Origin of the sequence: Pseudoduganella lurida (genome assembly GCF_007830455.1) — a bacterium.
In the GTDB taxonomy this organism is placed as follows: domain Bacteria; phylum Pseudomonadota; class Gammaproteobacteria; order Burkholderiales; family Burkholderiaceae_D; genus Rugamonas; species Rugamonas lurida.
The window spans coordinates 670,823-687,288 of sequence record NZ_VLLB01000001.1 but is presented as its reverse complement, the minus strand read 5'-3'; the positions used below and the strand labels follow the sequence as shown (position 1 = coordinate 687,288).

At 70.8% G+C, this 16,466-nt stretch carries 8 protein-coding genes; 5 read left to right on the top strand and 3 right to left on the bottom strand.

What is annotated here, in order from left to right; all coding sequences use genetic code 11:
• The first annotated feature begins 40 nt into the window (after positions 1-40).
• A complete protein-coding gene (locus tag IP91_RS02970; protein ID WP_145647275.1) occupies positions 41-745 on the top strand; it encodes a GntR family transcriptional regulator in 705 nt (234 codons plus the stop codon).
• 19 nt (positions 746-764) lie between these two features.
• On the opposite strand, the gene IP91_RS02965 is transcribed toward IP91_RS02970, so the two are convergent.
• Positions 765-4,727, bottom strand: coding sequence for a CHASE domain-containing protein (locus IP91_RS02965; RefSeq protein ID WP_145647274.1), 3,963 nt, complete (start codon positions 4,725-4,727; stop codon positions 765-767).
• A 311-nt stretch (positions 4,728-5,038) separates the two neighbouring features.
• On the opposite strand from IP91_RS02965, the gene IP91_RS02960 reads away from it, so the two are divergent.
• On the top strand, positions 5,039-6,754 hold the full coding sequence (locus IP91_RS02960; RefSeq protein WP_229473786.1) for a sensor domain-containing diguanylate cyclase: 1,716 nt from the start codon (positions 5,039-5,041) through the stop codon (positions 6,752-6,754).
• Here IP91_RS02960 and IP91_RS02955 read toward each other — a convergent pair.
• Both IP91_RS02955 and IP91_RS02950 read right to left on the bottom strand, forming a co-directional pair.
• A complete protein-coding gene (locus IP91_RS02955; protein ID WP_158643068.1) occupies positions 6,670-7,731 on the bottom strand; it encodes a CHAD domain-containing protein in 1,062 nt (353 codons plus the stop codon). The genes IP91_RS02960 and IP91_RS02955 overlap by 85 nt on opposite strands.
• Before the next feature lie 170 nt (positions 7,732-7,901).
• A complete protein-coding gene (locus IP91_RS02950) occupies positions 7,902-11,255 on the bottom strand; it encodes a DUF8487 domain-containing protein (protein WP_145647272.1) in 3,354 nt (1,117 codons plus the stop codon).
• A gap of 139 nt (positions 11,256-11,394) precedes the next feature.
• On the opposite strand from IP91_RS02950, the gene IP91_RS02945 reads away from it, so the two are divergent.
• From IP91_RS02945 to yghU, 3 genes are all read left to right on the top strand, one after another.
• On the top strand, positions 11,395-12,282 hold the full coding sequence (locus IP91_RS02945) for a sugar kinase (protein ID WP_145647271.1): 888 nt from the start codon (positions 11,395-11,397) through the stop codon (positions 12,280-12,282).
• Positions 12,283-12,417: 135 nt separating this feature from the next.
• A complete protein-coding gene (locus tag IP91_RS02940) occupies positions 12,418-15,495 on the top strand; it encodes a glycoside hydrolase family 2 TIM barrel-domain containing protein (RefSeq protein ID WP_158643067.1) in 3,078 nt (1,025 codons plus the stop codon).
• 107 nt (positions 15,496-15,602) lie between these two features.
• Entirely contained in the window at positions 15,603-16,442 is an 840-nt protein-coding gene (yghU, locus tag IP91_RS02935) for a glutathione-dependent disulfide-bond oxidoreductase (RefSeq protein ID WP_145647269.1), read from the top strand.
• The last annotated feature ends 24 nt before the right edge of the window (positions 16,443-16,466 follow it).

Here is a 16,466-nt window from a genome sequence, read left to right as displayed (position 1 = left end):
AGGACGGTACAATCGGTACGCTGAAACCGTTACCACCTCCATGAGCGAACACACCTTACCAGGCAATTTCCGCCTCGACCGCTCGCGCAGCGCCGCGCTGCAGGTCTACGAGCATCTGCGCGAGCTGATCGTCACGCTGGCGCTGCCGCCCGGCGCATTGCTGTCGCGCGCCGAACTGGCCAGCTATTTCGACGTGTCCGTGACCCCGGTGCGCGATGCCCTGTCACGCCTGGACGAAGAGCGCCTCGTCGAAGTCTTCCCGCAGCATGCCACGCGGGTGCGCGCGGTCGATCTCGATTCGGCGCGCGAGGCGCACTTCCTGCGCCTGTCCGTCGAACTGGAGCTGGTGCACACGCTGTCGCAGCGCGCCGATCCGGCGCTGGCAAAACAGCTGCAGGCGCTGGTGGCGCGGCAGCGCGTGTGCCTGGAACACGGCGACCTGGCCACGTTCACGGCGATGGACCTGGAATTCCACCGCACGATGTACGAGGCGGCCAAGCTGCCCGGCCTGTGGCAGCGCATGCGCGAGGGCAGCGGCAACCTGGACCGCCTGCGCCGGCTGCACCTGCCGCTGAACGGCAAGGCGAAGTCGATCCTGAAGGAGCATGGCGACATCGTGGTGGCCATCGCCAAGGGGGACCCGGCGCTGGCGCAGGCCGCCGTGCGCCAGCACCTGTCCGGCACGCTGTCCGTGCTCGACGCGCTGCGCGAGCGCTATCCGGACTTCGTGCTGCCGGTGCACTGACCGCGCAGTCGGCTCGCTGTCAGCGGGGCACCCTGCGCAGTACCGCGATCAGTTCCTCTTCCTCGATCGGCTTGGCGATGAAGCCATCCATGCCGGCGGCACTGCAGGCATCCCGTTCCTCCTGCGTCACGCCGGCCGTCATCGCTACCACCGGCAGGTCCAGGCCGAGCGTGCCGCGCAGCGCGCGGGTGGCCGCCAGTCCGTCCATCTCCGGCATCTGCACGTCCATCAGCACCACGTCGAAGGATGCCGGCCCCGCCGCCAGCAGGTCCACGGCGACCCGGCCATTGGCGGCCACGGTCACGCTGGCGCCCGCGTAATCGAGCAGGGCGACTGCCACGGCCTGGTTGATGGCGTTGTCCTCCGCCAGCAGCACGCGCAGGCCGCGCAGTGGTTGTTCTTGATCGTCAATCGACGCCTGTGGCGCGGCTTCGGACGGTGCGGCATGCACGTCCAGCACGGCCGCATGCAGCGCGGCGCGCGTTCCCGGCGCATGGACGACCGCGGTCGGGAAGGGCACGGCCGTCTCGCCCGCCGTCACGTCGAAGCCGGCCACGATGCGGATCACGCCGAAGCCGGCCGGCAGCCGGGCGCGCTGGGCGGCGAGGGCGCGCAGCAGGGGCGCGGCTGCCGCACCCGGACCGGCCAGCAGCAGTGCGAACGGCAACGGGCCGGGCGCAGCGAGGGCCGCATCGAGCGCGGCCATGTCGGCCACCGCATGCGGCTGCCAGTCCCAGCGCGCCGTCGCATGGCCCAGGGCAGCCGCCAGTTCTGCGTCCGGCTCGCACAGCAGCACCTGCAGGCCCCGCTGCGCGGCCGGCAGCGCGTAGGGATCCGCTGCGGCCGCGCCATCTGCCGGCAGGGCCAGCGGCACCGTCAATGTAAACGTGCTGCCTTCGCCCGGCGTGCTGGCGACGTCCAGCGTGCCGTCCATCAGTTCGGCCAGGCTGCGCGCGATGGTCAGCCCCAGGCCCGTACCGCCGAAGCGGCGGGTGGTCGAATCGTCGGCCTGGGCAAACGCCGAGAACAGGCTTTTCAGCTGCGCCGGATCGATGCCGATGCCGGTATCGCTGACGGCAACCTGCAGCGTGGGCAGGCCGGCGCGCGCGGGACCGGCCGTGAAGCGGCAGGCAACCGAGCCCCGTTCCGTGAACTTGAGCGCGTTGCCGACCAGGTTGGTGAGGATCTGTTCCAGCCGCAGCGGGTCGGCCAGCACGACCGGCGGCAGCGCCGGATCCACGTCGACCAGCAGGCGCAGGCGCCCGCCGCCCGTCACCGCCATCAGGCGCGCGCAGGCCAGCGCAATGTCGTCCAGCGCCACCGGCCGCACCGCCAGCCCCACCTTGCCGGCCTCGATCTTGGCGAAGTCCAGGATGTCGTTCAGCACGGCCAGCAGCGTTTCGCCGGAGCTGCGGATCATGTTGACGAGGTCGCGCTGTTCCTTGTCCAGCCGGCTGCGGCCCAGCAGCGCGGCCGTGCCCAGCACGCCGTTCATGGGCGTGCGCAGCTCGTGGCTCATGTTGGCCACGAAGGCGCTCTTGGCACGGCTGGCGCTTTCGGCGATCGCGACCGCCTGCCGGAGCTGCTCTTCCGCCGCCCGCGCGGCCGTCACGTCGCGCACGATCAGCGCGAAGCCGGCCAGTTCGCCGTCGCGCTGCACGGCATCGAGCTGCAGTTCGCCGAAGAAGCGGCCGCCATCGGCGCGCGCCATCGCCGCCACGGCCGTGGCGGTGCCGGCACGCGAGGCGTCGGCCAGCAGGGCGCGGGCCTGCGCCGGATCGGCCCACAGCCGCGCGGCGCCGCCGGCCGCCAGCGCATCCGGATAGCCGAACAGGTTGGCGGCGCCGCCGTTCCACGCTTCCACCCGGCCGGCGCCGTCCAGGAAGATGATGGCGTGGCTGGCCACGCTGGCCGTAAACAGGCGGAAGCGCTCCTCGGACTGGCGCGTGGCGCGCTGCTCGTGCTGCAGCTCGCGCGTGATGCGCTGCGCCATGGCCAGCGCGCGGGCGCGGGTCGAGGCCAGGCCGCGCACGATTTCGAACAGCAGGAAGCTGATCAGCGCGCCCAGGCCGAGCGTCAGCAGCGCGCTCTGGCGGTCGACGGCGGCCTCGAAGCGGGCCGTGGCCGTGAAGGACAGCTGCCAGCGGTGCCCGGCTTCGTCGATCGGGAGCATGCGCTGCTGCACCAGCGGGCGCACGTAGCGCATGCCGCGCCAGTCCGCCGTGTCGTTGCTGTAGATGGCCCGGCCGGGCGGGCCGTCGTGCAGGTCGACGATGCGCAGCGTGAACGCGTCGGCCGCGCCCACCATGCTGTCGACCATCTCGCCCACGCGGAACGGGCTGTAGACGAAACCGCGCAGGGCGACGGCGCGGGCCGCGCTGCCGGCAATGTCGGCACCGGGCGCATACACGGGCACGAACATAAGGAAGCCCTGCTGGCTGCCCCGGCCGCCGTCCTGTACCAGGGTCACCGTGCCGGTGCTGCCGATGGCGGCACTGCGTGCCGTGGCCAGCAGCGCGGTGCGCCGGATCGTTTCGGACATCATGTCGAAGCCGGCCGCGCGCAGGTTGCGGGCGTCGCCCGGTTCCATGTAGGTCACGACGGCGGCCGGCCAGCGGCGCGGCGTGGGCCAGATGCGGAACGCCGGGCGCTCGACCCGCTGGCGCGCCACGAAATCGTCCGCCATGTCCTCGCGCAGCCAGGTGGCGTAGCCGAGGCCCAGCGTGCCGGGAAAGGCGCGCGCCAGGTCGAAGTCGGCCACGTAGTCGAGCCACTGCTGCCGCGTCACGGCCGGCGCCGCGTCGAAGAACGCCTTGCCGGCCCTGAGCAGGCGGCGGTAGTTGGCCATGCGGTAGTCCATCTGCCGCCATGCCGTATCGACGCTGGCGCGGAACTGTTCGCGGATGCGGTGCTCCGAGTAGGTGGCGATGCCGTGCCAGGCGGCCACGGTGATGGCCAGGCACAGGGCCAGCGTGACGACGGGCGAGCGCGCCGGCCGGCCGCCCTGCCGCGCCCCGGGCTGCCCGGCGGCCGTGTTGGCGACCACCATGGCCGTCACGGCCAGCAGCGCCAGGTAGATCTGCAGCGCGAGCATCGAGTGGAACTGGTCGCGCGTGGCGAACGGGCCGCCGCCGGCCAGCGTGGCCCAGACGGCCCCCGCGCCGGCAATCACCGCCGCGGCGCTGCCGGCCGGCGCGCCATGCCGGAATGCCGCCCAGACGAGGGGAACCAGCAGCAGGAACGGCAGCCAGTCCGGCGTGCCGGCGGCCTCCAGCCGGAACACCAGCAGGGTGGCGCCGGCAGTGAGGGCCAGCAGGGCCGGCAGCGCCAGGACCGTGCCGCGCGCCTGCCATATGCGCCGCAGCGCGCTCCGCGAACTCCAGGCGGCCAGCAGCGGCGTCACCAGCAGCATCGCCAGCACATCGCCCAGCCACCACAGCATCGCCACCTGGACCGCCTCGGCCTGCGGCACGATGCCGGCGACGGCCAGGGCGGCCCCTCCGATGCCGGCACTGGCGATGGCGGCCAGCGCCACCACGACGATGTAGCCGTAGACGATCAGGGGATGGTGCGCGCGCAGCAGGCTGCGGCCATACCGCACCGCCCACGCAGCCGCCGCCACGGCGGCCACGTTGCCGGCACTGATGGCGACGGCGGCGGCGGTGTTCGGCAGGGCGGCGGCGCCGGCCAGCCCCGGACCGGCCGCCATCAGGTAGAGATTGACGAGGAGGCTGCCCGCGCCGACCGGCACCAGCATCGGCCGGCGCCAGCGCAGCACGGCCCACAGCGCAATGCCCGTCGGGAGCCAGACGGGGCTGTTGTTACCCGTGGGGACGGCCAGCGCCAGGCAGGCGGCGGCGGCCAGCACATACAGGAAGAGGCACAGCAGGCCCGCGGGCAGGACGCGACCGGGCGGCATGCGCGGCCGCGCCGGGGATCGGCCGGCACCGTCGCCGGCCGGCGTGCTGCTGCGTCTGCCCATCTGCGCGGGACTCCTCCATCCGGGCCGAACCGCTCCGGCCGGACGCCGGTGCGCCGTTGGCCGGCTGATCGGATGATGCCTCAGTTGCACGCCCGCCGCAGGATGTGAATGTGCGGAAAGACCGGATCCGCGCGTGACGTGATGGCATCGTTGTCAGCCTACAACGAAAGTTGCCAAAGTGTTTTTAGTTGCCGGGCTGCCGGGTATAATCCGGCCACCGTGGCACGCCCCTAAATTCTTCGCGCGCGCCGCCCGCCTGGCCACCACCCCGCCGGAACACCGCTGATGCGCCCCGTGCGCTGGAGAGCACCGTGCTTTCGGCCATCCACCATTTCACCAGCTTCAAGTTCAAGATTTCCTTCCTCGTCACGTCGATGGTGCTCATCGCCGGCCTGGGCGTGGGCGGCATCTCGCTGCTGATCGCCGAAGTGCAGATGCACCGCGTGATCGCCAGCCAGGAACTGTCCACGCTGGCCGGTGCGGCCGCCTTCATCGACAGCGACGTGCGGGCCCGCCAGCTGGCCCTGCGCACGATCGCGGAAGAGGCGCGGGCCCACAACCTGGATGCGGCGGGACTGCAGGCGCTGCTCGAAGCGCACCAGGGCCTGGCCGACGACTTCGCCAACGTGACCGCCTTCGATACGCACGGCGACCTGGTCGCCAGCCTGCGCGACCGCCGCGAGCGGCGCATCAACATCACCAGCCGGCTGCACTTCCAGGAGACGCTCGCCACCGGCAAGGGCGTGATTTCCCTGCCGTACCGCAGTGCGCTGCTGGAACGCCCCGTGTTCGCCGTGACGCAGCCGCTGTTCGACGCCTACGGCCGCCAGTACGCCATGCTGGTCGGCGCCGTCGACCTGCTGCGCCCCACCTTCGTGGCGCAGATCGAGGCACTGCGCACCTCGGGCAAGGGCTATCTGTTCATCACCACGCAGGATGGCACGATAGTGCACCACCCGCGCACGGAGCTGATCCTCACGCAGCCTTCCGGCGACAACCGGCCGGCCGTGGAGGCCGCACTGACGGCGCCGGAAGGCTGGCGCACCGATATCCTCGATGACGGCACGCCGTCGCTGGTCGTGTTCAAGCGGCTGTCGCACGTGGGCTGGACGGTGGCCGTGTCGTATCCGCTGCGCGCCGCGTTCGCGCCGATGGCGGCCGTGCGCAACAACACGGTGGCGGCCGCAGGGCTGTTCACGGCGCTGGCCGGCGTGTTCGGCTGGCTGTTCGTGAAGACGCTCACGCAGCCGCTCGACCAGCTGCAGCACAAGGTGGAGGCGATGGGACGGGGCAAGACCGATATCGACGTGTTCAATGTCGATGCACGGGACGAGTTCGGCCTGCTGAGCCGCGCGCTGTACCGCCTGTCGCAGCTGCGCCAGCAGTCCGAGGACGAGCTGAAACGCATGGCCAGCACGGACGTGCTGACGGGCGCCCACAACCGCCGCATGTTCGACCAGTTCCTGCCCACGGCGCTGGCCCGCGCGCGCCGCGCCGGCGAGCAGGTGGCCGTGGCGTTCCTGGACGTGGACCGCTTCAAGGCCATCAACGATACCCACGGCCATGGCGTGGGCGATGCCGTGCTGGTGGAATTCACGCGCCGCCTGCAGGGCGCCGTGCGCTGCACCGATACGGTGGCCCGCCTGGCCGGCGACGAGTTCGTGATCGTCTACGAACAGCTGCATGCGGTGGAAGAAGCGCACCAGCTGGGCGCGAAGATCATGACGGCGATGGCGGCGCCGTTCCGCATCGGCGACCTGGTGCTGCGCGTGACGACGAGCGTGGGCATCGCCGTGGCGCGCCACGCCTCCAGCGCGGAAGCCATCATGCATTCGGCCGACTACGCGCTGTATGGCGTGAAGGCGGCCGGCCGGAACGGCTATGCGGTCAATGTGGTGGGGGCGGAAAAGCTGGCCAGCGTGCACGGCCACCAGACGATGGCTCAGCTGGTCAACCGCAGCCTGGCGGCGCGCTTCAGGGCCTTGCCCAGCGAGCGGGCATCGCCTTCGCTGGCCGCCAGCACGTAGCCGCGCGCGTACGACGCCTCGCGCGCCAGTTCGCCGTGGCCGTGCTGCAGCTGCGGCAGCAGCCGGCTGGCGACGGCCAGGTCGTTCAGCTCGCCCAGGCGGTCCTGCAGCGCGGACAGGCGGCCGATGTACTTTTTCACGGTCCCTTTCGGCAGCAGGTCGCGGAAGAACTCCGCGCTGTAGCGGGCCTTCTTGGCCGCGATGCGCACCCGGTGGCGCGCCGGCGCGTCCGCCACGTCGAGGCTGGCGATGCGCTTCTTCAGGCGCTTTTCGGCGCGGCGCAGCAGCGGCTGGGCGCCCACGGCTGCCGGCTGGGCCAGCGGCGCCTTCTTCGGCAGCGCCTCGTCCGGCGGCATGCGCCACTGGCGTCCGTCCAGCCAGGCGTCCAGGCCTTCCAGCAGCGCGGCGAAGCGCGGTTCTTCCAGCGTGTGCAGCATTTCGCGGTGCATCACGGCCGCCTTCGATTTGGCCGACTCGCGCAGCGCATGCGTGTCGATGCCCGCGATGCGGTCGATCGTCGACTCCACCAGCACGTCCCAGTCGCGCGTGGCGCCGAGGGCGCCGGACAGCCATTCCACGTCGGCAGCCAGGCCCGGCGGCAGCGCGGCCAGGTCCTCGAACATGCCGAGCAGGGCACGCAGGCGGCGCAGGCCCACGCGCATCTGGTGCAGGCTTTCCACGTCCCTGGCGAGCACGCCCGGTACATTGGCCTGCATCTGGCGCAGGCAGTTCAGGCCCATGCGCCGGAACGCGTCCTCCAGCGTCATCCTGCGTCGCAGGCGCACCGGTTCGGCCTTGATGGCGGCCGGTGCGGGCTCCGCTTCGGGCAGGGAAGTGGCTGGGGGCGCGGGCTCAACCCCTTCATGGCTGGCATCGTTGACGGCTTCCGGCGCGGCCGAGGCAGCGTCGACGGCGGCGTCGTCACGGGGGCGGACGACGTCCGCGGGGGCTTTCTGCAGTTTCAGTTGCGGTTTCATGGCTCGGTCTCCAATGTCGATGAAACGACTATAGACCCGCCACACCGCCCGGCACTTTTTCGATGCGCCGGCTGCGTGAAGCGGCGCACACATGGGCGCGATGGGCCGGTTCAGGTTGACCGGCGCTCATGCTCCCATATCTGGGAACATGAGCGCCTTTCATGTGGCGCTCAGCGCGCCGGCTTCGGCGGCCGCGGCCGGCGGTCGTCCATGCCCGCCTCGTCGACATCCACGCTGCTGGAGCGGGAGCGCTGGTATTCCAGTTCGCCCGCTTCGTCCGGCAGGGGCTTGCCCGTGTAGGACACGGCCACGTCGGCCAGCGCGATCGCGCGGTCGGCACCGAAGCCGGACAGCGCCGTCAGCTTCAGCCAGCGGGCCGTCACGGCCGCATCGAAGCGCACCGTCTGCGGGTCGAAGGTGGAGCCCAGCGTGGCACGCTTCACGTCGCGCCACGCCTTGCCGTCGTCGCTCGCCTGGACCAGCCATTCCCGCACGTCGCCCTCGTGGTCGCGATGGTTCTGGCGCGGCATCAGCACCAGGCCGTCGAACGGCACGGCGGCCGGGAAGGCGATGGTCAGTTCCGGTTGCGGGCGAGGAGAATTGGGGGCAGCATCCCTGGCCGGTGCCAGCAGCGCATACGTGTTCGGATCGCCGTCGACGGTGCGGGCCGCATCGGGCCAGCCGCTGGCCTGGGCACCCAGCTTCTTCATCACGCGCGTGTCGAACAGTGCGGCGCGCATGGCGGCCGGCTCGATGGCGGTGCGGGGCGCGAAGCCGCTGCCGGCCATGTAGTCGAGCACCGACTTGCGCAGCTGGCGCGCCACCACGCGTTCGTCGAGCTGCGAGACCAGGTCGGCGGTCGACACCACCAGCCGGCCCTTGCCGACCCGGGCTTCCCACAGCAGTCCCAGCTTGTAGTTGCGGTTCCAGTCGTCGATGGGCTGCACGATCGGCTGCAGGCCGGGCGGCAGGTTGGCCAGGTTCATGCCGCGCGCCTGCGTGGCCAGCTCGGCCCACTGCCAGTCGTAGTGCGCGTCCGTCGGGAAGCCGGCCAGCGCCGGATGTTTCGTGTCGATCCAGAGACCCAGCATGCGGCTCCAGCCCGGGTTCATGAGCCGGTTCCAGAACACGGGCACGTCGGCCAGTGGCGGCGACATCCAGTCCAGGTCCGCCTTGCGGGGGATATACAGCACCTTGCCGCCGGCAGCCAGCCGCGCTTCCGCCTCGGGCCAGGCGTGCGTGATCAGTACGTCCTGCGGCACCTTGTCCGCCACGCGGTCCGGATACAGCCAGAAGTTCCAGTCGTTCTCGATCTCCTTGTGACCGGCGATGCCGACGACGAGGCGGTATTTCGCCGGGGCCGGCAAGCCCGCCAGCGGCAGGCGAATGCGGCCCAGCTGCGTGTTCCCGCCCGTGGCGATGTCGGTCGTGTCGAGACTGCCACCGGCAACGGCAGTGCCGCCCGCATCGACGATGCGCCAGGTGGGCCGCACGCCCGTCAGCGCAGCCTTGCCGTAGTGGGCGATTTCCACCGGCACGTCGAGCGTGTCGGCCGACGTCAGCACCAGGCGCGTCACGCGGGCCAGCGGCACCGTCTCCCCGTTGAAGCGGCGGAACGCCTCTGGCGTGGCATAGCCCTTCGATTCCCAGAACGTGTCGAGCAGGCCCACCAGCGCGGTGCCCTGGCCCAGGTAGTCGTGCAGGTCCAGCAACTGGTAGCCGCTCATGCCGCGCGTGCGCAGCGCCGCTTCCACTTCCTCCTTGTAGCAGGCCAGCTGCCAGGCCCCGGAGGCCAGCGCGAAGTCGCGGTTCTTGTCCAGCACGCCGTGGGCGCGGGCGGAGTCGCGGAAGATCTCGTAGTTCCCCGGCTGCAGGTAGCCCGTGAACTTGCCGATGATCGAATAGTCGGGATAGGCCACCCACTGGCCCGTCTCGTGGCCGAGCACGGGCACCGTGATGCCTTCCAGCGAGGCGGAGTAATCGCGGCCGAACCAGCCCGTCTTGTTGCGCAGCGGTTTCGGGCCGATGCGCTGGATGGCCAGATAGTCGGTGCCCTTGTCCACGTCCGGCACGTTCGGCTCCGTGTGGCCCGTACCGTTGGTGTACAGGCGGCGCGGATCGGCCAGGCGGTAGTGGACGATCCACTTGTCGAAGGCCTCCTTCCACTTGCCCTTCGGCTCGTTGCTGGGGCTCAGCAGCAGGAAGGACGGGTGGTTGCCGTAGGCGCGGATCATCTTCTCCGTCTCTTCGTACAGCATCGCCTCCATCGGCGTGCCGGGCGACACGTCGTTCCACATGCCCGGTTCCGGCTGCAGGTAGATGCCCACCTCGTCGGCCGCCTGGAACGCCGCTTCCGGCGGATTGAACGAGTGGAAGCGCATGTGGTTGATACCCCAGGCCTTGTTGATCGCGAAGATCTTCTTCCAGTACGCCACGTCCGTGGGCGGATAGCCGGTCAGCGGGAAGTCGCCGCCGTGGTGCGTGCCGCGCATGAACACGGGGCGGCCGTTGACCAGCATCTGCTGCCCCTGCGCGCGGATCTGCACGAAGCCGAAGCGCACCGTGCGGCCGTCCTTCGCGGCGGGGCCGGACAGCGCGAGCTGCAGGGTCTGCAGCGCCGGATTGAATTCGTCCCAGGTGGCCGCATCGCGCGGGTACTGCACGGTGAATTCCGCGCCCCCGCCATCGGCCGCCCAGGTCACGGGTATCTTCCGGCCGTTGGCGCTGATGGTGCCGCCCCCGGCCTTGCCACCGGCATTCCCGATGCGCAGTTTCACGCGCACGGTGCGGTCCGCCACGTTCGGATAGACCTGGGCATCGTCGATGTAGACGGGCGACGTGGCCTGCAACTGGACCTTGCCGATGATGCCGTTCCAGCTCATGCCCAGCGAGTCGGACACGCTGTGCGAATCCGGGCGGTACTTCATCAGCATGCGGCTGTCGACCCGCACCGAGACGACGTGCCGGCCCGGCGGCAGGAAGCCCAGGTCGTACGCATGTTCGGCCACCAGGCTTTTCTGCGAACCGATCTCGCGGCCATCGACCCACACGGTGGAGCCCCAGCGCGGGCGCTCCAGGTGCAGCACCACCCGCTTGCCGCGCCAGTTCGACGGCACCGTCACGTCGCGCTGGTACCAGGCAGCGCCGAGATAGTGGCGCGGTGGCTGCGACAGGAAGGGCACCTTCACCTTGCCGGGCTGCGCGTAGGCCTTGTAGTCCTCGCGCAGGTTCCAGTCCTTGTCGTACAGCGACAGCACCCAGGGCGTGGTGGTGCCGATCTCGTCGCCCTTGCCCTGCGCGTTCAGGATGCCCGGCAGCGCGATGCTTTCCTCGAGGGGCTGCGTGGCCCAGCCGGCACGCGCGCCTTCGTCGGCGCGGTCGAGCGCGAAGCGCCAGGTGCCGGACAGGTCCAGCGTGTCGGCGGCGTGCAGGGGCAGGGCGGCGGCCAGCAGCAGGCTGGTGGCCAGCGCAAAACGGGGCAGGGAGATCGGCATCGGCGGCAGGAGGGGGTGAAAATAGCGCATTATGCCGTTGCGGTCGGGTGCGAAGTGGTCAACAAGTTGAGCAAGGACCCGGCATCGCGTCGGGGCGCAGCGCCGCGCGGCACTGGCCGGCCACCGGAAATGGTGTTAACGTTAACGGATTGCCCCGAGAGGAACGACGATGACCGCAGCCCCCGAACGCCGCTTCGACCTGATCGCCATCGGCGAATGCATGGTGGAGTTCCATGCCACCGAGCCGCTGGCCACGGCCACCGCATTCCGGAAAGGCTGCGGCGGCGATACGCTCAATGCGCTCGTGACGGCCGCGCGGCAGGGCGGGCGCACCGCCTTCGTCACGCGCGTGGGCGACGATCCGTTCGGCGCCGGCCTGCGTGCCGCGTGGCAGAACGAAGGCGTCGACGTGAGCCAGGCGCCGCTCGTGCCCGGCGAGAACGGCGTGTACTTCATCTCCCTCGATGCGCATGGCGAGCGCTCGTTCACGTACCGGCGGGCCGGCAGTGCGCCATCGACGCTGGACGCAGCGCATATCGACGAGGCCTTCATCGCCTCGGCGCGCTGCGTGCTGCTGTCCGGGATCACGCAGGCGATCTCGCCCTCGGCCCGTGCCGCCACGCTGGCCGCCGCGCGGTACGCCAGCAAGCACGGCGTGCTGGTGGCCTACGACCCGAACTACCGGCCGCGCCTGTGGTCCGGTGCGGCCGCGGCGCATGCCGCCTGCGTGGAGCTGCTGCCGTTCGTCGACATCCTGCTCCCCAGCCTGCCGGCCGATGCCGACGTGCTGCCCGGCGCGCCGCAGCACCTGGTGCGCCACGCCGTCGTCAAGCACGGCGAGGCCGGCTGCGAGGTGTTTCACGAAGGCGAGCGCCACGTGGTGCCGGCCGCGCCGGCCCGGGTGGTCGATACCACCGGGGCGGGCGATGCCTTCAATGGCGCCTACCTGACGGCCTTCCTGCGCGGCCTCGCACCGCCCGATGCGGCGGCCCTGGCCAACCGCGTGGCCGCCGCCAAGCTGGCGCACCGGGGCGCCATCCCGCCGCGCGAGGGCTGACCGGGCCGACCGATCAACATCGCGAGCGTTTGCGGCGGCGGCCGGCGGGGCAGCTCCTTTCCTGGCGGCCGCGCCCCATAATCGCGTGTCGCCACGGCCCCTTGCCGCGTGGCCCGTTGCCCGCGAGGATCCCGCTTGAAATTCCTGTCGATTGCCGTGCTGGCCGCGGCCCTGTCCCCATCCGCCCTGGCGGTCGACGCGCTGGCGTCGTCCTCGCCTGCGCTGGCGTCGTCCTCGCCCGCGCTGTCCCGCTCTCTCGATGGTGACTGGTCGTTCCGGTACATTGCCGGCGGGGTGGCCGGTACCGATGCCGCATTCATGGAACCACGGTTCGATGCCTCCGCGTGGCCGACCATCCCGGTGCCCGCCAACTGGGAGCTGAAGGGTTTCGCCGAGCCGCAGTACGGCGACGACCTGAAGGAAGGGATCGGCCTGTACCGCCGCACCTTCCGCGTGCCTGCCGGCTGGCAGGGCCAGCGCGTGTTCCTGCGCTTCGAGGGCGTCGCGTTCGGCTACGAGGTATGGGTGAACGGCCGGCGCGCCGGCGCTTCCTCGGCCAGCGCCTTCAACCGGCACACCTTCGATGTCACGGCGCTGCTGGCGAAGGGCAGCGCGGATAACGTGCTGGCGGTAAAAGTGCTCACGCGGCCCCACGGCGTGGAATTCGACCTGAACGACGACTGGTCGCTGTCCGGCATCTACCGGCCCGTGCAGCTGTTTGCGGTGCCGGCCACCCATCTGACGGACCTCGCAACCAGGACCACGCTGACCGCGGACGGCAGCGCCGTCTTCGCGGTCGATGCCACGGTGAGCCGCGCCGATGGCGAGGTGCGCGCGACCCTCGTCGCGCCGGATGGCCGCACGGTCGGCGAGGTTGACTTGCCGCGCAGGGGGGATCTGCAGCACGCCGGCATCCTGCGCGTGACGAAGCCCGCACTGTGGACGGCCGAAACGCCGTCGCTGTACCGCCTGCAGTTGACCGTGACGGCGCGCGGCAAGGTGCTGCAGACCGTGGAACAGCGCGTCGGGCTGCGCGAGATCTCGATCGCCGGCGCCGTGCTGCGCCTGAACGGGCGACCGATCAAGCTGCGCGGCGTGAACCACCACGATCTCGATCCGCTCGCCGGCCGCGCCATCACGCGCGAGCAGATGAAACGCGACCTGCTGCTGATGAAGGCGGCGAACGTGAACTACGTGCGCACCTCGCACTATCCGCCGGCGCGCGAGCTGCTGGACCTGTGCGACGAGCTGGGGCTGTACGTGATGGACGAGGTGGCGATCGGCTACGGCGACAAGAACCTGGACAGGCCGGACTACCGCGCCAACATCCTGGGCCGCGTCGAGCCGACCATCCGCCGCGACCGCAATCACGCCTCCGTGCTGGTCTGGAGCATCGGCAACGAGAATCCGATCACGGAGGTGGAGCTGGAAGCGGGGAGGATCGCCAAGCGGCTCGATCCCACGCGCCCGATCACGTATCCGAAGGTGGGCAGCTATTTCGCCGCGAATTACCGGCGCATTCCCGACTGGGTGGACATCCACGCGCCGCACTACCCCGTCAACGAGCGCATCGCGGAGTACGCTCGGACGCTGAAGCATCCGGCCATCTTCACCGAGTATGCGCATGCGCTGGGGCTGGCGACGGACCGCCTCCAGGACCAGTGGGAGCTGATCTGGCGCCATCCCGTGTTTGCCGGCGGCTCGATCTGGCACTTCATGGACCAGGGCATCCTGCGCACCGCCGCGGCGCCCGTCGATCCGGATCGGCCCACGCAGCTGGTGTGGCTGGACCGCTTCCGTCATTACGACACGCATGGCCTGGATGGCGCGGATGGCGTGGTGTATGCCGACCGCACGCCGCAGACGGATTACTGGCAGATGCGCAAGGTGTACGCGCCGGTGCAGATTGCGGCGGTGTCCACCGAGGTGAAGCCCGGCCGGCAGGACGTCGCGCTGACGGTGGAAAACCGCCACGATTTCCGCTCGCTGGCCGGCATGCGCCTGGCCTGGGCGCTGCAGCGCAATGGCCGGGCCATCGGGCAGGGCGAGCTGCCCTTGCAGGCCGCGGCGCGCCAGACGCAGACCTTGCAGCTGCCGGTGGACGTGCCGGCCGATGCGGGTGACGATGTGCTGGCGCTGGCGTTGCGCGTCCTCGACGGGCAGGGTACGCAGATCACCGAACGGACCGTGCAACTGGGGCCAGGCCGCGCGCCGGACTTCGCGGCGCTGCTGGCGGGTGCCGCGGGTGCGGCACCGGTTCTTGCGGGATCCGCCGGCGCGGCACCAATTCTTGCGGGATCCGCCAGCGCGGCACCGGTTCTTGCGGCATCCGCCGGCGCGGCGCCCGTCGTGACGGAAGCGGCAGGCGCGATCCGCGTCGCGCTGCCGCAATGGACATTGACAGTGGCACGCGCTTCCGGCGCCGTGACGATCCGCGACCGCGCCGGCCGCGATCTGGTGGCCGGCATCGTGCCGCACAGCGGCCGCAGGCCGACGATGGCGGAGGAATTGGGCAGCAAAAAAACTGGCTTGTGGCTCCCATCCACGCTGGACCGCATCGATGCCCCGGTCGTGCAGGTGACGCAGGAAGCGGGCGGCGTGCGCATCGCCGTGTCGGGCCGGTGGCCGCGGTCCGACCTGCCGGCCGAAGGATACCGGGGCGGGTACCAGCTCGCCATCGATGCACGCGGTGCGATCGCGGTGCGCTACGAGTTCACCGTGGAGGCCAAGGCCGGCACACTGTCCGAGGCGGGCCTGTCGCTCGTCGCCCCGGCGGGCCTGGACGAGTTCCGCTGGATCGGCCAGGGCCCGTATGCGGGCTATCCCGGCAAGGACCGGCTGAATGAGTTCGGCCTGTTCCACCTGCACCGGACCGACCTGCGCTTCCAGGGCAACCGCCGCGGCACGTCGCTGGCGCTGCTGACGACGGCCGCCGGCGCCGGCTTCGCGCTCGCAAGCGCGCCGGCCGATGTGGCCGTCGAACGGTCCGGTGCGGGCGCGCTCCTCAGCCACAACGCGCTGATCGCCGGGCTGGGCAACAAGGGCACGGCGCCCGAGACGACGCTGCCGCTGGGCGCCCACCCGACGCGGGTGGCCGGCAGCTTCACGCTGCTGCCGCTGGACGACGCCTGGCCGGCACCCCTGACGCGCTGGTTCGGCGCTGCCGGCGCCACGGATATCTTCCGCCCGTTCCTGCACAGCTACGACCAGTAAGGCGGCATTTCGGGCCGCGGCCTGCAGAACTTTGTCAGCCATGCCACACTGGCGGTCCTCGTGGCTGCGCCGGTGGCGCGGCCGGAACCCGAACAGGAGATCTGCGCATGAGTCAGGACACGAACTATGTGCCGCCCGCGGTATGGGCGCCCACGACATCCGGCGGCACGTTCGCCAGCATCAACCGGCCCGTGGCCGGCCCCACCCATGACCTGGCGCTGCCGGTCGGCGAACACCCGCTGCAGCTGTATTCGCTGGGCACGCCGAACGGCCAGAAGGTCACGATCCTGCTCGAAGAGCTGCTGGCCCTCGGCCATGCAGGCGCCGAATACGATGCGTGGCTGATCAGGATCGGCGAGGGAGCGCAGTTCTCCAGCGGCTTCGTCGATATCAATCCGAATTCGAAGATCCCGGCGCTGGTCGACCGCAGCGGCGCCGCGCCGGTGCGCGTGTTCGAATCCGGTTCCATCCTCGTCTACCTGGCCGAGAAATTCGGCGCCTTCCTGCCCGCTACCCAGCCGGCCCGCGCCGAGGTGCTGAACTGGCTGTTCTGGCAGATGGGCTCCGCGCCGTTCGTGGGGGGCGGCTTCGGCCACTTCTATGCATACGCACCCGTGAAGCTGCAGTACCCGATCGACCGCTATGCGATGGAAGCGAAGCGCCAGCTCGACGTGCTGGACCGCCAGCTGGCCACGCACCGTTACGTGGCCGGCGACGAGTACACCATCGCCGACATGGCGATCTGGCCGTGGTACGGCTGCCTGGTGATCGACAACCTGTACGAGGCGGGCGAGTTCCTGGCGGTGCAGGACTACCGCCACGTGCGGCGCTGGGCCGACGAGCTGGCGGCCCGGCCGGCCGTGGCGCGGGGCCGCCGCGTCAACCGCCTGCGCGGCGCGCCGGAGGAGCAGGTGCCGGAGCGGCACAGCGCTGCCGACCTGGACTGACTGGCAATCTGCAACTGTCGCGAA